This window comes from Gammaproteobacteria bacterium, from assembly GCA_017999615.1.
GTDB lineage: Bacteria > Pseudomonadota > Gammaproteobacteria > JAABTG01 > JAABTG01 > JAGNLM01.
In genome coordinates this window covers 38777-56429 of the sequence record JAGNLM010000009.1, presented here as the reverse complement: position 1 = coordinate 56429, position 17653 = coordinate 38777, and the positions used below count along the sequence as shown (strand labels likewise).

The window sequence follows — 17653 nt, the reverse complement described above, 5'->3', positions numbered from 1 at the left end:
GTCGCGGGCCCGCAAGGCGTCCTCACCGCAGGCCTTCAACGCCGGCGTCCGATCTCGCCCGCCAGCGCACCCAGGTCCACCGTGTCGCTGGCGTCGATCGGCAGGGCCACCCCCGCCTCGTCCGCGTCCAACGGACGCCAGGCCTCGAGCTGCCGGTCCACCACCGCGGCGGTGGCCTCGGAGGCGTCCCCCCCGGTCCCCTCCCGTTCGGTCAGGCGGGCCCGGAGGGTCTCGCGCCGGGCCGTCAGGTCGAGGACGAGGAACGGTATCCCCAGCTCCCCGGCGATCGCCGCGAAGGGTTCCCGGTGGGCACGCTCGAGGAACACGGCGTCGGCGACGACGGGCAGCCCGGCGGACGCCACCTCCCGCGCCAGCTCCGCCAGCCGCGCGTAGGTCGCCTGGCTCATCTCGCGGGTGTAGATCCCGGTGTCGAAGCCCGACCCCGACGGCGCGTCGGGCGCCAGGTTCGCCAGCCGCTTGCGCTCCACGTCGGACCGGACGCGCACCGCCCCCAGGCGCTCGGCCAGGCCTCCCGCGAGCCAGCTCTTGCCGACGCCGGAGGGGCCCCGGGTGATGGCGAGGAAGGGCCGCCCCGCAGCGGTGTACCCTTCGGCGAGGCTGAGATAGCCGAGGAAGGACGCCTCGGCGGCCGCCCGGTCGCCCGCGGACAGCCCCGGTTGCGCCAGGCGGATGGCGGTCACCTTGGCGCGCACCATGGCCCGGTAGGCCTGGTAGTAGTGCAGCAGGGAGAGACCCGCGTAGTCGCCGGTGCGCTCGAGGTAGGCGTTGAGGAAGCGCCAGGCATAGTCAGGCCGGCCGCGCTGCTCCAGGTCCATGCACAGGAACGCGACCTCGCTCATGACGTCGATCCAGCGCAGGTTCGCGTTGAACTCGATCCCGTCGAAGATCGCGACGTCGCCGTCCACCAGGGCCATGTTGCCGAGGTGCATGTCGCCGTGGCACTCGCGGACGAAACCGTCCCGGCGCCGCGCGGCCATGCGGGGCGCGAGCCGCCGGTAGGCCTCCTCGCTCGCCGCCTGCAGACCCTCGAGGCGCACCACCACGTCCGGCCCCGAGACGAGCGCCAGGGTCTGGACGAAGTTCTCGGCGACGGGGTGATGGGCGCGCTCGGGTGTGCCGAAGTCGCTCTCTGCGGGGGCCCGCTCGGCGCGGGCGTGGAAGTCGGCCGCGATGCGGGCGATGCGGTCGATGCGCTCCGGCGGGAGCTCGCCGCCGGCGATCAGCCGGTCGAGCAGCCCCGCCTCGTCGAACTGGCGCATCTTGACGGCGTATTCCACGGGCTCGCCCGGGCCCCCGAGCACCGGCGCCTCCGGTGTGCCGGTGAGGGCCACGACGTCCAGGTACAGCGAGGGCGCGAGCCGCCGGTTCAGGCGCAACTCCTCCCGGCAGCAGTGGGCGCGCTTCTCGAGCGTGCTGAAGTCGAGGAAGCCCAGGTCGAGCGGTTTCTTGACCTTGTAGGCGTAGTCGCCGGTGAGGAAGACCCAGGAGATGTGGGTCTCCACCAGGCGCAGGCCGCGCACCGGGTGGGGGTAGAAGCCGGGCTCGAGCAGACGCTGGACGTTCAGTCCGCCGGCGGGGGACGTCATTGCGGCAGCGGCCGGGTCACCGCAGACCCGCTCCCCCCGGAACGTTCGACCGACCCGATGCAGCGGTAGACGCCGAAGGTCTGGCGCCCGCCCTCGATGCCGCCCTCGGGCGCGATCGAGTCACCCCCCATCTTTGCGGCCTCGTTGCGGCCGAGCTGCTGCACCTCCTCGGCGACCGTGGGGTAGCTGCGGCCGATGAAGCCGAGCACGGTGGTGCTCGTGGTCGCCGTCGTGCGCCCGAGCTTCTGGCAGACGGTGACCTCCTCGGGCTTCATCAGGCGCACCCTCTCGCCGCCGGGGGAGAGCGTCACCCAGGAACATCCGGCGAGCGCCGTGACGAGGATCGATGCGGGGAGGAGAAGCGCGTGGCGTGGTGTGTTCACGGTCGGTGCCCTGCGGGGTGCGAATGCCTGGCCCCATTGTAGTGCAAAGCCCGCTGTGCGGGCCGTGGGGGCAGGGTGGGAGGGGTGGGCAGGGTGGGCCGAGGGGGGCGGGGAGCGCGCTGCCTTCGCCCGGGCGCGCGCCGGGCCTCAGGCGAGGCTCGCCTCGAAGTCGTACTCCAGCCCCGGGCGGGGCTCCTGGATGTAGTCGCCCTGGGCGTAGTCCACGCCGCAGTGCCACAGGACCGCCAGGCCGCTCGCCTCCTCGATGCCGCTGGCGATGGTGACCCGCTCCAGGCGGCGGGCGTTGTCCTGGAAGGACCGCAGGGCGACCCGGCGCTGCTCGTTGCGGGCGAGGCCCTCGACGAAGCCGCTGCCGAGGCGCACGTAGCGGGCGTCCACGTGGTGCACGAGGCTCAGGCCCGAGGTCCGCGGCCCCGCGTCGTCGGCGATGGCCGCGGCGCAGCCCAGGCGCTGGAGCGCGCTGACGAAGGCCTGGGCGAAGCGGACCTGACGGCGCGCGGCGGTCTCCCGCACCTCGAAGACGAACTGGCCCCCGTCCAGCTGGTTGCGGTGCAGCAGGCGGCTGAGGTGCAGGGGTACCGCCTTGCTCTCGATCGCCGAGTCCGAGAGGCGGACCAGCATGGTCGGCTCGATGCCGGCGGCGCGCTGGGCCTGGGCCTCGGCGAGCGCCCGCTCCACCACCCAGAAATCGAGCTTCATGGCGAGCTCGCCGTCGGAGCCCATGCACTCGAAGGGGTCCAGCGGGAAGGGGTTGCCCTGGCGGTCCAGCATGCGCAGCTGCGTCTGGTAAAAGGGCCTCGGCTGGCCGTGCAGCGGGATGACGGGTTGATACCACAGGGCCAGACGGTCGTCGCCGAGTGCGTTCCAGACGACGTCCGGGGCGACGGTCCGGCGCAGGCTGCCCGCCCCGTCGCCGGCGTTGGCCTCGAAGCGCCGGACCTGGTTGCCCCCCGCCAGGATGGCGCGCCGGCAGGCCTGGTCGGCCCGGCTCAGGACGACCCGCAGGTCGGAGACGCCGGGGGTGACGGCGGCGATGCCGAGGCTCGCCGTCGTCGCGAAGAACTGGCCCCCGACCTCGGTCACCGTCGCCTTGATCGCGGCCCGGACGCGCTCGGCCCGCTGGTCCACCCGCCCCGCGTCGTCGTCCACGGTGAGGATCGCGAAACTGTGGTCGCCGAAGCGCGCGAAGAGGCGACCCGGGGGGACCTCCCGCCGCACCACCTCGGACAACTCCGCCACGATCGCGTCACAGGTCGTGATGCCCCCGGACTGCCGCAGGGAGCGGAAATTCTCGAGCTCCACCAGGACCAGGTGGCCGCCGGTGCGCTCCGTCGGCGGGCGGTCGAGGTAGCGGGTGAGGGCCTCGAGGAAGTAGCCCCGGTTGGGCAGGCCCGTCAGGTAGTCGCGCCCGGCTTCCCCGGGGCCGGGGAGGTTCGACCAGCCGTTCCCGTCCGCGGGCCCGCCCTCCGAACCGGGGAGCCGGTGGGGCGCCTCGGCGCCGGTGAGGCCACCCTGCGCGGGCCGGTCCGGGCGCAGCCCGTGGAGGCGCTCCAGGCGCCGCAGGCGCCGCCGGTCCTCGAGGGAGGCCACCTCCCTGCGCACCACGGCGAGGAGGTGGTCGCGGTTCGTGGGGTCGACGACGTCCCGCGCCCCCAGGGCGAGCAGGGCGACGTCCTCCCCCTGGCGGCGGGCGGGTGCCACCCCCACCAGGGGGAGGTCCCGGTGGGTGGTGCGCAGCACGGTCAGCGCGCGCGGGATGCCGAAGCCGGGGACGCGCTGGGTCGCGAGGACCAGGTCCCAGGGGCGTTCGCGCAGCGCCTCGGCAAGCGCCGCCGGGTTGTCCACCACCGCGCCCGAGATGGCGTACCCCCCCTGGCGCAGGACCGCGAGCAGCTCGTCGGCGCCGGAGTCCGAGCGGTCGATGACGACGACGTGCAATCGCTGGCGGGGGTCCATCGCTCGGTGCGACCTGCGGGAGGTCGCGTGTGCCCTCGATGCCGCGCAAATGGGGAGCGCAAACAGGGATAAGAGCAAATTGCGGGCCCGTTCGCAAAAAACAGGCCCTTCACAGTGCGTTGCAGAGTGGGGCGGCGCAGGGACCGGGGCGGCCTGTCAGGCCCGGCGACAGGGGGCGGTGGCCGGGCAGGGCGCCGGGGAGCCGCGGGGGCCGTGGGCCCCCGGGGAAAACCGGCCCGGGGGCCGGGCGTTGGGGCGGACACCGCGGACGGGCCAGAGGAAGCGCGGCACTGTAAAGCCTACCGACACCACCGGGCCCCCAGACCGGGATGCCCCGGGGCCCCTGGGGCGCGCCGGTGCCCCAGGGCGCGGCGGGGGCCCGCGGGAGCTGCGGGCCAGGCCCCCACAGGGTCCGGGGGCGGATTCAGGTGAGCGTGCGTACGCCCTCGTCCGTGCCGAGGATCAGCACGTCCGCAGGGCGGCGCGCGAAGACCCCGTTCGTGACCACGCCCGTGATCTGGTTCAACTCGGCCTCGACCGCCACCGGGTCGGTGAGGTTCAGGTTGTAGACGTCGAGGACGACGTTGCCGTTGTCGGTGACGAAGCCGTCACGCCAGATGGGGTTGCCGCCGAGCCTGACGATCTGCCGGGCCACGTAGCTGCGTGCCATGGGAATGACCTCGACCGGCACGGGGAACTTGCCGAGAACGGCGACGAGCTTGGAGTCGTCCGCGATGCACACGAACTTCTCCGCCGCCGCGGCGAGGATCTTCTCCCGGGTGAGCGCGCCGCCGCCGCCCTTCACCAGCCGCAGGTTGCGGTCCGCCTCGTCGGCGCCGTCCACGTACACCGGGACGCTGCCCACGCCGTTCAGGTCGTAGACCGGGATGCCGTGGCGGCGCAGGCGCGCCGCGGTGGCATCGGAGCTCGCCACCGTGCCCTCGATGCGCCTGCGCAGGGAGGCGAGCAGCTCGATGAAATGGTTCGCGGTGCTCCCCGTGCCGACCCCGATCACGGCGTCGTCCGCGACATACTCGAGGGCCGCCTGGGCCGCCGCCTTCTTCTTGTCGTCCTGCGTCATGATCGCTTCCTCGTGGGTGCCGGACATGCCATCTTTGCAGTATAGGCCCCTTCGGCGAAGCCCCCCCCAATGCCCCTCCAGTACATCGAGCGCATCCTGAAGTCCCGGGTCTACGACGTGGCCCGGGAGACGCCCCTCGAGGCGGCGCGGCTGCTCTCGGCGCGCCTCGGCAACGCGGTCTTCCTCAAGCGCGAGGACCTGCAGGCGGTGTTCTCGTTCAAGATCCGGGGGGCCTACAACAAGATCGCGGGCCTGTCGCCGGAGGGGCGGGCGCGGGGCGTGATCACCGCCTCGGCGGGCAACCACGCCCAGGGCGTGGCGCTGTCGGCCCGCCGGCTCGGCATCCGCGCCCTCATCGTGATGCCGGAGACGACCCCCGCCATCAAGGTCGCGGCGGTGCGCCGGTTGGGGGGCGAGGCCGTGCTCCACGGCGGCGCCTACGACGAGGCCTACGAGCACGCGGCGCAGATCGCCTGGCGCGAGGGGATGACCTTCGTGCACCCCTACGACGACCCGGAGGTCATCGCGGGCCAGGGCACCGTGGCGATGGAGATCCTGCGCCAGCACCCCGGGCCGCTGCACGCGATCTTCGTGCCGGTCGGCGGCGGCGGGCTCATCGCCGGGATCGCCGCCTACGTGAAGACCTTCTGGCCCGAGGTGAAGGTGATCGGAGTGGAGCCCGACGACGCGCCGAGCCTCGAGCGGGCGCTGGCCGCCGGGAAGCGGGTCGTCCTCGAGTCCGTGGGCATCTTCGCCGACGGCGTGGCGGTGCGCCAGGTTGGGGAGGAGCCCTTCCGGGTCTGCCGCGAGGCGGTCGACGAGGTGCTGCTCGTGACCGGCGACGAGATCTGCGCCGCCATCAAGGACATCTTCGACGAGACGCGCTCCGTCGCGGAGCCCGCCGGCGCCCTGGCCGTGGCCGGCCTGAAGAAATACGTCGAGCGCGAGGGGCTGCGCGGGGCGGACCTCGTCGCCATCGACTCCGGGGCGAACATCAACTTCGACCGGCTGCGCTACATCGCGGAGCGCGCCGAGACCGGCGAGCAGCGCGAGGCCCTCCTCGCCGTCACCATCCCGGAGGAGCCGGGGAGCTTCCGGAGCTTCTGCGAGGCGATCGGCCACCGCAGCATCACGGAGTTCAATTACCGCTACGCGAGCGCGAGCCGGGCCCACGTCTTCGCAGGGATTGAGCTGCGCGAGGGGCGGGCCGACAAGGATCGGCTCGTGGGCGAGCTGCGCGCGAAGGGTTATGCGGTCCTCGACCTGTCGGACAACGAGATGGCGAAGCTGCACGTCCGCTACATGGTGGGCGGGCGGGCCCCCGAGGTGGTGGACGAGGTCCTGTACCGCTTCGAGTTCCCCGAGCGCCCCGGGGCGCTGCTGCACTTCCTGACCCAGATGGGCTCGCGCTGGAACATCAGCCTCTTCCACTACCGGAACCTCGGCGCGGACTACGGGCGGGTGCTCGTGGGGGTGCAGGTCCCGCCCGCGGACGCGGGGCGGTTCCAGAAGTTCCTGGCCGACCTCGGCTATCCCCGGGAGGAGGAGACGGGCAACCCGGCGTACCGGCTGTTCCTCAGCTGAGGAGTCCCCGCCCGGCCGGGATATACTGGCTTTCATGCGCTACGTATCCACCCGGGGCGGGATGCCGCCTCTGCCGTTCTGCGACATCCTCCTGGAGGGCCTCGCGCCCGACGGCGGCCTCACGGTCCCCGAGGGCTACCCGCCGGTGGACCGCGCCACGCTCGCCGCGTGGCGGGGCCTCGGGTACCGGGAGCTCGCCTTCGAGGTGCTCTCGCGCTTCATCGACGACATCCCTGCCGGGGACCTGCGGGGGATCGTCGAGCGGACCTACACCGCCCGGGCCTTCGGCTCGGAGGCCATCACGCCGCTGCGCACCTTCGAGCCCGGGCTGCACCTGCTGCAGCTCTCGAACGGGCCGACCCTCGCGTTCAAGGACGTCGCGATGCAGCTGCTCGGCAACCTGTTCGAGCACGAGCTCGGGCGGCGCGGCGAGACCCTGAACATCCTCGGGGCCACCTCCGGCGACACGGGCTCCGCCGCGGAGTACGCGGTGCGCGGCAAGCGCGGCGTGCGCATCTTCATGCTCTCGCCCTACGGCAAGATGAGCGCGTTCCAGACGGCGCAGATGTACTCGCTCGCGGACGCCAACGTGTTCAACCTTGCGGTACGCGGGGTGTTCGACGACTGCCAGGACATCGTGAAGCAGGTCTCCGCGGACCTGGACTTCAAGGCCCGCTACCGGATCGGCACGGTCAATTCCATCAACTGGGCGCGCCTGGTGGCCCAGGTGGTGTACTACTTCCGGGGCTACTTCGCGGCCACGCGCTCGAACGACGAGGAGGTCTCCTTCGCCGTTCCCTCCGGGAATTTCGGCAACATCTGCGCGGGCCACGTCGCCCGCAGCATGGGTCTGCCCATCCGCCGGCTGGTGCTCGCCACCAACGAGAACGACGTGCTGGACGAGTTCTTCCGCACCGGCCTGTACCGCCCGCGCAGCGGCGCCGAGGTGCACCAGACCTCGAGCCCGTCGATGGACATCTCCAGGGCCTCGAACTTCGAGCGTTACGTCTACGACGTCGTGGGGCGGGACGCGGGGAGGGTGCGCGAGCTGTGGCGGCGGATCGGCGCCGAGGGCCACTTCGACCTCGCCGGCACGCCGGACTTCGAGCGTGTGCGCACGAGCGGCTTCGTCTCCGGCTCGAGCACCCACGCCGACCGCCTGCGCACCATCCGTGCGGTGTACGAGCGCCACGGCTACATGGTGGACACCCACACCGCCGACGGGATCAAGGTCGCCCTCGAGCACCGGGAGCCGGGCGTGCCCATGGTGTGCCTGGAGACCGCGCTCGCGGCCAAGTTCGAGGACACGATCCGCGAGGCCCTCGGGCGCGCCCCCGAGCGCCCGCCCGCCTACGCGGACCTCGAGTCGCGCCCCCGGCGCTTCGAGGTTCTCGACGTGGACACCGCCGCCGTGAAGCGCTTCATCGCGGAGCACGCCGAGGGGCCTGCCTAGGGGCCCGGCTGGCGGGCAGGGTGGCCGATGTCCTCGCCCCAGCGCTTGACCCTGCCCACGGCGACGTCAAAGAGGTCGAGGACCCGGCCTACCGTGTCGTCGACGATGTCGTCCACCGTCTTCGGCAGGGTGTAGAAGGCCGGCACCGGCGGCATCACCACGGCCCCCGCCTCGGTCGCCGCCAGCATGTTGCGCAGGTGCCCGGCGTGCAGCGGGGTCTCGCGCACGACCAGCACGAGCCGCCGGCGCTGCTTCAGCACCACGTCGGCGGCCCGCGTGAGGAGCGTCGAGGTGACGCCCGTGGCGATCTCGGCGAGGCTCTTCACGGAGCAGGGGATCACGACCATCCCGAGGGTGGGGAAGGACCCGCTGGAGATGGCCGCGCCGAGGTCGTCCACCTCGTAGGACACGTCGGCGAGGGCGCGGAGCTCCCGGGCCCCGAGGGCGGTCTCCTGGGCCCGGGTCAGGTCCGCCGCCCGGGACACCACCAGGTGGGTCTCCACGCCGGTGGGGCGCAGCCACTCGAGCAGCCGCACACCGTAGAGGACCCCGGTTGCGCCGCTGATCCCGACAATCAGTCGTCTGCTCGCCACTGCGCCTCCCCGGTCACCCCTCGCCCGCGACCTCCTTGCGATAGTAGTCCATCAGGATCTGCGCTACCTCGGGGTGCGAGAACTCCCGCGGCGGGGCGATGCCCCGGGAGAGCATCTCGCGCACCTTCGTCCCCGAGAGCAGCACGAAGTCCTCCTTCGTGTGGTCGGGGGCGTCGCGCATCATCACCACCCGGTTCAGCTTCTTCGACCAAGCGGTGTGGTCCGCCTTGAAGATCTCGATCTCGAGCGCCCCCTTCGGCACCTCCTCGTCGAAGATCCTCTGGGCGTCGAAGGCCCCGTAGTAGTCGCCCACGCCTGCGTGGTCGCGGCCCACGATGAAGTGCGTGGCGCCCATGTTCTGGCGGAACACCGCGTGCAGCACCGCCTCGCGCGGACCCGCGTACAGCATGTCGAAGCCGTAGCCGGTCACCATCGCGCTGTTCGGCGGGAAGTAGAGCTCCACCATCTTGCGGATGGCGGCGTCGCGCACCGGCGCGGGGATGTCGCCCGCCTTCAGGCGCCCGAGCAGCATGTGGATCACCACGCCGTCCGCCCCCACCGCCTGCATGCCCATCTTGCAGAGCTCCTCGTGCGCGAGGTGCATGGGGTTGCGGGTCTGGAAGGCGATCACGCGGCGCCAGCCGCGCTCGGCGATCTCGTTGCGGACCTCGACCGCGGTGCGGAAGGTGTCCGGGAATTCACTCTGGAAGTAGCTGAAGCCGAGCACCTCGATCGGCCCCGAGACGCAGTACCGGCCGAGCGAGCGGAAGGTCGCCACGCCCGCGTGCGCGGGGTCGAGCGTGCGGAACACCTTCTCCACGATGAAGTCGAGCGCCGGGTCCGCGAGCTCCTCCACGGCCTCCACGTCCATGACCGCGAGGACGGGGTGGCCCTCGACGTTCGGGTCGCGCAGGGCGATGCGCCTCGCACCCTTCACGCTCGCCGGGTCCCGGGTCAGGTTCAGCACCGGCACCGGCCAGAAGAGCCCGCCCGTCGTGCGCATGCGCTCGGCGACGGAGAGCGCGTCGGCCGCGCTCATGAAGCCGGTGAGGGGGTTGAAGTAGCCCGCCCCCAGCATCACGGCGTTCGCGGCGGCGGCCGAATTCAGAAGCAGGGACGGCAGGCGCTCGGCCTCCTGCAGCAGCTCCCGGTGGCGCGCCGGGTCGTACACGAAGAGGGGATTCAGCGTGTCGGAGCCGTGGGGCTTGATCATCGTAGGCTTGCTCTCCTGAACGGGCGGGCCCCCGGGGTGACCCGGCGGGGTGGGGCCGGTGCGCGAGAAGGCGGTATTCTGACCCGTCGTCGGGGGGGAGCGCACCCGTCCCACCGGCACTGGCCCATGCCACTGGTCCCCCCTACCTCCCGGGCGGCGCCCGCGCTAGCCTTGGGGAGGAGGATCCATGGGATGCCCGCAAACCTGACCCGCGAGTACCAGCCGGCCGAGGCGCCTGCCGTCGCCGTGGACCACGCGGTCTCGGGGGCGGGGGTGGCGTGACCGAGCTGCGCACTTGATCGCGCCCGCGCCCGCGCCCGCGCCCGCGCCCGCGCCCGCGAACGGGAAGGGGCCGCGCCGCCACTGGGCCCCCCTCGGCACGCCGGAGGGCAATGGGGTGCTCACCGGCCTCGGCTCGGCCCTCGCCGGCGTCGTCCCCCTGCTCGCGCTCCTCGCGCTCGCCTACCTCTCGGCGCGGGACCAGGTGGCGCGCGAGACGGACATCGCGGTCCGGCTCGCAGTGCGCAACGCCGAGCACGTCTTCGACTGGGCGCTGGCCGACCTGAACCGGGTCATGCCGCTCGTCGACGCCCCCTGCTCGCCCCAGACGGTGGAACGTTTGCGCCGTGTGGTCCTCGAATCGGCGGCAGCCCGGGAGGTGGGCCTGTTCCGCGCCGACCTGCAGGTCCACTGCACGAGCCGGGGACCGGTGGGCGTGTACCCCCCGGCGGCGGACCGGGCCCGCTTCCCCGCCGAGGGCACCTTCGTGGGCTTCTACGAGTCCGAGCTCGTCGACGACCCGGCGGTGGTCGTGCACCGCCGCGTCGTGGGGGGTGCCGGGGCCGGGGTCCTGGTGTCTCCCTCGGAGTTCCGCAACGACGTCCTCGGCGAGGTGCTCGGCCTCCAGGGCGGCTTCCGGATGGAGGTGGTGGGCGGGCCCGTCGTGGCCGAGAGCCCCGGCATGGTGCCCACCGGCACCCGGGGTTATCTCTTCGCCGCCGCGGAATCCGCCCGGCACCGGGTCCGGGTCGAGGCCGCCCGGCCCGACTCCGACGTGCTGGACGCCTTCCTCGAGCGCATCCCCCGGTTCGGGTGGGTGGGGGTGGCCCTGGGCACGCTGGCCGCCGTGGCCTTCTCCCGCGCCATGCGCCGGCGGCTCTCGCTCGAGACGGAGCTGCGCACGGCGCTGCGCCGGGGGGAGCTCGAGGTCCACTACCAGCCGCTCGTGGACCTCGCCGCGGGGCGCTGCGCCGGGGCCGAGGCGCTGGTGCGCTGGCGCCACCCCCAGCGTGGGCTGGTGCACCCTGGGCTCTTCATCGCGATGGCGGAGGAGACGGGGCTCGTCATGCCCATGACCGACTGGATGCTGAGGCGCGTGCGCGACGACGTCCTGCAGTGGTTCCGCGCGATCCCCGACTTCCACGTCGCGGTCAACCTGGCGGCCCAGCATTTCGCCGACGAGGCCATCGTCGAGGAGGTCCGGTCGGTCCTGCAGGGGTCCGGGCTCGAGCCCTCGGTCCTGATGCTGGAGGCGACCGAGCGTCAGCTCATCGAGGGCGGAGAGGGCGCCGCGCGGCGGGTGATGGAGTCCCTGCGGGCGCTCGGCTGCTCTCTCGCGGTGGACGACTTCGGCACCGGCCAGAGCAGCCTCTCCTACCTGCAGCGCTTCCCGATGGACTACCTGAAGGTGGACAAGAGCTTCGTCGACACCATCGGCACCGACTCGGTGAGCCGCCCGGTCCTGGACGCGATCATCGACCTCGGCCACCGGCTCGGTCTCACCGTGATCGCGGAGGGGGTCGAACATCCCCACCAGGTCGAGTACCTGCGCCAGCGGGGTGTGCAGCTGGCCCAGGGGTTCCTGTTCTCGCCGCCTCTGCCGGCGGCGGAGCTGGCGGACTACATGGCGGCCTGCGACGCCGCCGCGTGGGTCGCGAAGCGGTGAAGGGGCTTTCCGGACCCAGGGGATCCACGACCACCGCGCCTGCGCCCGGCCCGGGGTGCGCCCCGTGAGTCTTCCCGTCCTGGTGCTGCTTGCGGTCTTCGCCGCCATCGCCTTCCGCCGGGTGGGGCGCCTGCGCATCCGGATCTGGCAGGCCATGAGCGCCGGTGCCCTCGCGGTGCTCCTGAGCGGGGACATCTCCCCGGCGGACGCGCTGCGGTCCATCGACCCGGACGTCATGCTGTTCCTGTTCGGGATGTTCGTGGTGGGCGAGGCCCTGGTGGCGAGCGGGTACCTCTACACCCTCGCCTGTCACACCCTCGGCCGGACCCGGAGCACCGACACCCTGGTGCTCGCGGTGCTGTTCGGCGCCGGCCTCGCATCCGCCCTGTTGATGAACGACACCCTCGCGATCGTGGGGACGCCGCTCATGCTGCGGCTCGCCGGGAGGCACCGGATCGACGGCCGCGTGCTGCTGCTGACCCTGTCCTTCGCCGTCACCACGGGCAGCGTGATGAGCCCGATCGGTAACCCCCAGAACCTCCTGATCGCCATCGGGGGGGGTGTGGCCAGTCCCTTCGCCACCTTCCTGCGCCACCTCTTCGTCCCCACCGTGCTGAGCCTCTTCGCGGCCTACGCGGTGCTGCGGGTGGCCTACCGGCGCGAATTCCACGGCGGCGCGCTGGAGCAAGCCGAGGCCGGCCCCGGCGACCCGGCCCTCGCCCGGCTGGCGCGCCTCTCGCTGGCGGTCGTGGTTCTGATGGTGGTCGCGAAGGTCGCCCTGGTCTGGACCGGTGCGCCCTTCGAGGTGCGCCTGTCCTGGATCGCTATCGCGGGGGCCCTGCCCGTGCTCGCCGCGAGCCCGCGGCGCGGGGAGATCCTGCGGCGCCTGGACTGGCCGACGCTGCTGTTCTTCGCCGCGATGTTCGTGCTGACGGCGAGCGTCTGGCAGACCGGTTTCTTCCAGGACGCCCTCGGGCGCCTCGGCCTCGACCTCACCGGCACGGGCGCCGTCCTGGGCGTGGGGGTGCTCCTGAGCCAGCTCGTCTCCAACGTCCCGCTGGTCGCCCTGTACCTGCCCCTCCTGCAGCACGCGGGGGTCTCCGAGGCCGGGCTGCTCGCGCTCGCCGCGGGGAGCACGCTCGCCGGCAATCTGCTCATCCTCGGTGCGGCAAGCAACGTCATCATCGTCGAGGCGGCCGACCGGCGCGGGACCCACGTGAGCTTCGCGGAATTCGCCCGCGTGGGTATCCCGCTCACCCTGCTGCAGGTGGCCATCTTCCGGGTGTTCCTCGGTGCGTAGGCGCGCGGCCGACCCCGGTTCCGGCGCCGGCGGGCGGGTCCGCTCGCGCGCCGTGCTCTCCCTCGCCGTGCCCCTCGGCCTCACCCTCTGCGGCCTAGTCGCCCTGCCATTCCTTCTGCACTATCACCTGGAGACCGAGCGGGCGCGCCAGCACGCGCTCGACGGCGAGAACCGGATCCTCGAGCTCGCCCAGCAGGCCGCTGTGCAGGAGGTGGCCAGCGTGCTGTCCGACCTGCGCTTCCTGCACGAGCAGAACGAGATGCGGGAGTTCCTGCGCGGGGATGTCCCGGCGGCACGGGAGAGGCTCGCCGCCGAGTACCTCACGTTCGTCAGCCAGAAGCCGCGCTACGAGCAGGCCGCGGTCATCGGTGCCGACGGGCGGGAGGTGGTGCGGGTCGACGGGAACGACGGCCGGCCCGCCCTGGCTGCCGCACCGGTGCTCGAGTCGAGAGGGGACTGCGCGCACTTCCAGGAGACGATGCGCCTCGGGCGCGGTGAGGTCCACCTCTCGCCCCTCGACCTGAGCCTCCGGGGCGGTGCCGTGCAGATGCCCCTCGGTCCCGTCCTGCGGGCCTCCGTCGCGCTGTTCGGCCCGGACGGGGAGCGCCGGGGTGTGCTGACGCTGAGTTACCACGGGCGGCGCCTGCTCACTCGCCTGCGCGCGTACGCGCAGGGGGGGCCGAGCCAGCTGTGGCTGCTGAACGAGCAGGGCTACTGGCTCGCGGGACCCGACCCGGCGCTCGAATGGGGCTTCGCGTTCCCGGAGCGTGCAGACCGGACCCTGGCGGCCCGGGAGCCCGAGGCCTGGGAGCGCATCCGCGCGGAGGTGGCCGGCACCGTCGACACTGCGGACGGTCTCCTCACCTTCCGCAGGGTCTACCCGCTCGCCGGGGACGTGTCCGCCTCGGACCCGCCCGCGATGGCCTCGCCCCACCGCTACTCCTGGACCCTCGCGACCCTGCTGCCCCACAAGGCGCTCTCCGAGCGCATGGCCGGGCTCGCGGGGACGCTGCTGGCGATCTACGCGGTCACGGCCCCCCTGGTCTTCGGCGGGACGCTCTGGATCACCTACCGTTCCGCGCGCGGGCGGGTCCGGCTGCGCGATGCCCAGCGCCGGGAGCGGGAGCGGATGCTGGAGCTCGCCCACGTGAACCGGCTCGCCAGCGTCGGGGAGATGGCGACCCAGATGGCCCACCAGGTCAACCAGCCCCTGACCGCCATCGTCACCTACTGCGCGGCGGCGCAGCGCAGCCTGCAGTCCGGCGCCGGGGACCCCTCGCGCCTGCGCGAGTGGGTCGACGCCATCGGGGAGGAGGCCCAGCGCGTCAGCGCCATCGTGGGCGGGCTGCGGGAATTCGTACGCTGGGGCAAGATGGCCCCCGTCCCCCTGGACCTCGCGGAGATCGTCGCGGGGGTGGTGGGGGTGCTGCGCCCCGATGCCGACCGCAGGCGCGTGAAGCTGAGTGTCGAGACCCGCCCCGACCTGCCGAGGGTGCTCGCCGACCGGGTCCTGATCGCCCAGGCGCTCCTGAACCTCGTGCGCAACGCGATCGAGGCCGTGTCGGCCGAGCCTCCCGAGCGGCGCCGGGTCGTCGTCTCGCTTGCGCCCGAGGGCCACCGGGTGACGGTGTCCGTCGCCGACACGGGGCCGGGCGTCGACCCCGAGCTCACGGGACGGCTCTTCGACTCCTTCGTGACCACGAAACCCGAGGGCCTCGGCATGGGGTTGTCGATCACGCGGTCGATCGTGGAGGCCCACGGGGGGCAGTTGCGCTACGAGCCGGCCCCCTCGGGCGGCGCGGTGTTCTCTTTCAGCCTGCGGAGGTCAGCGCCATGAGCGCGGGGGACGAGGTGCGGGTGTTCATCGTCGACGACGACGCGTCGGTACGCCGCTCGCTGCGGGCGCTGCTCGGGGAGGTGGGAGTCCCGGCCGCCGACTTTCCCTCCGCCGAGGCGCTCCTCGAGGTCGTTGGCGAGGACACGCGCGGCTGCGTGCTGCTCGACGTGCGCATGCCCGGGATGAGCGGCCTGCAGCTGCAGGAGATCCTTCGCGAGCGGGGCCTGAAGCTCCTGGTGATCGTCCTCACCGGGCACGCCGACGTCCCCATGGCGGTGCGCGCGATGAAGGCGGGTGCGGTCGACTTCATCGAGAAGCCGTTCAACCCGCAGCTCCTGATCGAGCGGATCCAGGCCTGCCTCGAGGCCGAGGCCCAGACCTTCGCCCGGGGGCAACGGCGCTGGGACGCCGAGGCGCTCCTGCACTCGATCTCCACGCGCGAGCGGGAGGTGCTCGAGTTGTTGGTCACCGGCAAGCCGAGCAAGGTGATCGCCTCCACGCTCGGAATCAGCGAGAAGACGGTGGACGTGCACCGTTCCCACCTCATGCGCAAGACCGGCACGCGCTCGGTGGCCGAGCTGGTGCAGCTGTGGGTCGTCGCGTGCGGGAAGGAGCCGGTGTCCTAGGGGGCTCTCGGACCTGCCGCCAGGCACGTGCCCACTGTCGCCTGGGCGCACCCCGGGGCGCGCGGGTGCGCGGCCGGGGATGGAGAGGCGATTCAGATCTCGATGGACATCCCGAGACCGTCGCTGTGCGTCACGGTCCCCTGGAACATCCGCGGCCGCGCTCCCTCGTACACGCCCATCAGGTCCTCGATGAGGAGTTCCGTGCCGACCGGAAACGCGATGGGCCCCTGGCGCAGGTCGATCACCTGCTCGCCGGCCTCGCGGATCCCATACAGGCCGATGGGGTGACCCTGATAGCGCAGGTGCACGAGAGGAAGCTTCGTCCTCGCGCCGTGCAGTCCCCGCTCGGGCGGCGTCGTTGCGCGTACGTCCATCATGGGTTTCGTCCTCCTTATCGGGCCCCCCGCACGTATCCTTATACGGGACTTGGAGCATCCCTGAAATCGGCGGTTTATCTATGGCAACTAAGGGATTCCTTAGATGGGATGACCCCTGCCTTCGGCGTGCATGGGCGACCGGGCTAGGCTATAGAGAGTAGTCGGAGCGGCGCCGGGCGCGCTGCGACGATCCACCCGACGGCAAGGAGCATCGAGATGCGCATGCAGGCGAAACACGTTGGATTCTTTGTCCTGACCTTCGCGGCGGTACCCGTGTGGGCCCAGGGCGGACAGCCCTACCCCCAACCGGACCCCGCCGCGGGCTACGGCCAGGCCGCACCCTACGGTCAGCCCCCGGCTTATGGTCAGCCCCCGGCCTACGGTCAGCCTCCGGCTTATGGTCAGCCTCCGGCCTACGGTCAGCCCGGCGGGTATGCACCGCCCCCGGGTTACCCGCCGCCCGGTGCCGGTTACGGGCAGGCGCCCGGCTACGGTGGGAGCGGCCCCGCACCGCTGGCGCCGCGGCGCTACGTGCCGCTGCGTGAGCTGGACCCCTTCGTGAAGGACGCACCGCCCCCCGGGGGTGGTCCCGGTCAGCCCGGCGCCCCCGGTCCCGGCGGGCCGGCGCCTGGCGGCGAGGCCGGTCCCGGGGCAGCCCCGGGAGCGGCTCCGTTCGGGGCGCCGCCGGAGAAGAAGACGGGCCCGATGGACAAGATGATGGGCCCGATGGAGAAGATGACGCAGCCCATGCAGAAGATGACGCAGCCGATGGAGAAGATGATGGGGCCCATGGGGAGCATGTTCGGGGGCAAGGAAGAGCCCGCCGCGCCCGCTGGCTACGGTCCCGCGCCCTACGGTGCCCCGGGCTACGGCGCCCCGGGCTACGGCGGTGGACCCGGCGTCGGTGGCGCGCCTTACGGTCAGCCCGGCGCCCCGGCCTACGGTCCGGGCGGGTACGGCGGACGTTGATCCCCGACGGGGACCGGGCACAGTCGCCGGGGTCGGATGCAGCACCCGGCCCCGGCGACTGTAAGCCGCGAGCGGTCGCGGGCGCAGGGGCGGGGCGATGGACCCCGGGCCTCGTCCTGGCCGCGATCGCGCTGGTGTTGCAGGCGTGTGCGTCCGCGCCGCCCAAGGCGGTCGACGACGCCTGTGCGATCTTCCGGGAGAAGCCGGACTGGTGGGAGGCGACCCGCGAGGCCGAGCAGAAGTGGGGCGCGCCGGTGCCCCTGCAACTCGCCATCGTCCGCCAGGAGTCGGGTTTTCGCGAGGACGCCAAGCCGCCCCGTGACACGCTGCTCGGCATCCCCATGTGGTGGCGGTTGTCGAACGCCTACGGCTTCGCCCAGGTGAAGGACGAGACCTGGGACTGGTACCGGGACCGCACCGGCAACCGCTGGGCCGACCGGGACGACTTCGAGGACGTCGCGGACTTCATCGGCTGGTATTCCGACGTGAGCCACCGCACCCTGGGGATCGGGAAGTCCGACGCCTTCAACCAGTACCTGGCCTACCACGAGGGGCACGGAGGATGGAAGCGCAGGACCTATCGGGAGAAGGACTGGCTCGTGGGGGTCGCGCGCAAGGTCGAGCGTTACGCGCGCACCTACGGCGAGCAACTGCGCACCTGCCGCAAGGAGCTCGAGGAAGACCGGAGCTGGTGGCCCCTGTAGAAGG

The 17653-nt window shown here is 72.4% G+C and carries 15 protein-coding genes; 8 read left to right on the top strand and 7 right to left on the bottom strand.

Annotated elements, in window-relative coordinates; all coding sequences use genetic code 11:
- Positions 1-35 precede the first annotated feature (35 nt).
- From KA217_08825 to rpiA, 4 genes are all read right to left on the bottom strand, one after another.
- Positions 36-1607, bottom strand: coding sequence for an AAA family ATPase (locus tag KA217_08825; protein MBP7712550.1), 1572 nt, complete (start codon positions 1605-1607; stop codon positions 36-38).
- Positions 1604-1990, bottom strand: a complete 387-nt coding sequence (locus KA217_08820) for a DUF4156 domain-containing protein (protein MBP7712549.1) — start codon at positions 1988-1990, stop codon at positions 1604-1606. The genes KA217_08825 and KA217_08820 overlap by 4 nt, the downstream gene beginning before the upstream one ends.
- 147 nt (positions 1991-2137) lie before the next feature.
- Positions 2138-3967 (bottom strand): EAL domain-containing protein, encoded by a 1830-nt coding sequence (locus KA217_08815; protein ID MBP7712548.1) that lies wholly within the window; start codon positions 3965-3967, stop codon positions 2138-2140.
- Between the two features lie 424 nt (positions 3968-4391).
- Entirely contained in the window at positions 4392-5048 is a 657-nt protein-coding gene (rpiA, locus tag KA217_08810) for a ribose-5-phosphate isomerase RpiA (protein ID MBP7712547.1), read from the bottom strand.
- A 69-nt stretch (positions 5049-5117) separates the two neighbouring features.
- Between rpiA and ilvA the strand changes: the two genes are divergently transcribed.
- Together ilvA and KA217_08800 are read left to right on the top strand one after the other, a co-directional pair.
- Entirely contained in the window at positions 5118-6632 is a 1515-nt protein-coding gene (gene ilvA / locus KA217_08805) for a threonine ammonia-lyase, biosynthetic (GenBank protein MBP7712546.1), read from the top strand.
- A 34-nt stretch (positions 6633-6666) separates the two neighbouring features.
- Positions 6667-8085, top strand: a complete 1419-nt coding sequence (locus KA217_08800) for a threonine synthase (protein MBP7712545.1) — start codon at positions 6667-6669, stop codon at positions 8083-8085.
- Here the strand turns inward: KA217_08800 and KA217_08795 are convergent.
- Together KA217_08795 and sat are read right to left on the bottom strand one after the other, a co-directional pair.
- Positions 8082-8678 (bottom strand): UbiX family flavin prenyltransferase, encoded by a 597-nt coding sequence (locus KA217_08795; GenBank protein ID MBP7712544.1) that lies wholly within the window; start codon positions 8676-8678, stop codon positions 8082-8084. The genes KA217_08800 and KA217_08795 overlap by 4 nt on opposite strands.
- A 13-nt stretch (positions 8679-8691) precedes the next feature.
- Positions 8692-9891 (bottom strand): sulfate adenylyltransferase, encoded by a 1200-nt coding sequence (sat, locus tag KA217_08790; protein MBP7712543.1) that lies wholly within the window; start codon positions 9889-9891, stop codon positions 8692-8694.
- A 295-nt stretch (positions 9892-10186) separates the two neighbouring features.
- Here sat and KA217_08785 point away from each other — a divergent pair, with 295 nt between their 5' ends.
- The 4 genes from KA217_08785 to KA217_08770 all read left to right on the top strand — a co-directional run bounded on the left by KA217_08785 (position 10187) and on the right by KA217_08770 (position 15599).
- Positions 10187-11836 (top strand): EAL domain-containing protein, encoded by a 1650-nt coding sequence (locus KA217_08785; GenBank protein MBP7712542.1) that lies wholly within the window; start codon positions 10187-10189, stop codon positions 11834-11836.
- Between the two features lie 154 nt (positions 11837-11990).
- Entirely contained in the window at positions 11991-13136 is a 1146-nt protein-coding gene (locus KA217_08780) for an anion transporter (protein ID MBP7712541.1), read from the top strand.
- Positions 13129-14973, top strand: coding sequence for a GHKL domain-containing protein (locus KA217_08775; protein MBP7712540.1), 1845 nt, complete (start codon positions 13129-13131; stop codon positions 14971-14973). The genes KA217_08780 and KA217_08775 overlap by 8 nt, the downstream gene beginning before the upstream one ends.
- The gene (locus KA217_08770) at positions 14970-15599 is read left to right on the top strand and encodes a response regulator transcription factor (GenBank protein MBP7712539.1); all 630 of its coding nucleotides are present in this window, start codon (positions 14970-14972) and stop codon (positions 15597-15599) included. The genes KA217_08775 and KA217_08770 overlap by 4 nt, the downstream gene beginning before the upstream one ends.
- Positions 15600-15691: 92 nt before the next feature.
- Here the strand turns inward: KA217_08770 and KA217_08765 are convergent, their stop codons facing one another.
- Complete coding sequence (locus KA217_08765) at positions 15692-15976, bottom strand: hypothetical protein (GenBank protein MBP7712538.1); 285 nt, start codon at positions 15974-15976, stop codon at positions 15692-15694.
- A gap of 222 nt (positions 15977-16198) precedes the next feature.
- On the opposite strand from KA217_08765, the gene KA217_08760 reads away from it, so the two are divergent.
- A complete protein-coding gene (locus KA217_08760; GenBank protein ID MBP7712537.1) occupies positions 16199-16945 on the top strand; it encodes a hypothetical protein in 747 nt (248 codons plus the stop codon).
- 116 nt (positions 16946-17061) lie between these two features.
- Entirely contained in the window at positions 17062-17649 is a 588-nt protein-coding gene (locus KA217_08755; GenBank protein ID MBP7712536.1) for a transglycosylase SLT domain-containing protein, read from the top strand.
- Positions 17650-17653 lie beyond the last annotated feature (4 nt).

Excerpts from the sequence above, each read along its gene's own strand:
- KA217_08825 (MBP7712550.1), bottom strand. The coding sequence starts at position 1,607 with ATGACGTCCCCCGCCGGCGGACTGAACGTCCAGCGTCTGCTCGAGCCC.
- KA217_08815 (MBP7712548.1), bottom strand. The coding sequence starts at position 3,967 with ATGGACCCCCGCCAGCGATTGCACGTCGTCGTCATCGACCGCTCGGAC.
- rpiA (MBP7712547.1), bottom strand. The coding sequence starts at position 5,048 with ATGACGCAGGACGACAAGAAGAAGGCGGCGGCCCAGGCGGCCCTCGAG.
- ilvA (MBP7712546.1), top strand. The coding sequence starts at position 5,118 with ATGCCCCTCCAGTACATCGAGCGCATCCTGAAGTCCCGGGTCTACGAC.
- KA217_08800 (MBP7712545.1), top strand. The coding sequence starts at position 6,667 with ATGCGCTACGTATCCACCCGGGGCGGGATGCCGCCTCTGCCGTTCTGC.
- sat (MBP7712543.1), bottom strand. The coding sequence starts at position 9,891 with ATGATCAAGCCCCACGGCTCCGACACGCTGAATCCCCTCTTCGTGTAC.
- KA217_08780 (MBP7712541.1), top strand. The coding sequence starts at position 11,991 with ATGAGCGCCGGTGCCCTCGCGGTGCTCCTGAGCGGGGACATCTCCCCG.
- KA217_08770 (MBP7712539.1), top strand. The coding sequence starts at position 14,970 with ATGAGCGCGGGGGACGAGGTGCGGGTGTTCATCGTCGACGACGACGCG.
- KA217_08765 (MBP7712538.1), bottom strand. The coding sequence starts at position 15,976 with ATGATGGACGTACGCGCAACGACGCCGCCCGAGCGGGGACTGCACGGC.
- KA217_08760 (MBP7712537.1), top strand. The coding sequence starts at position 16,199 with ATGCAGGCGAAACACGTTGGATTCTTTGTCCTGACCTTCGCGGCGGTA.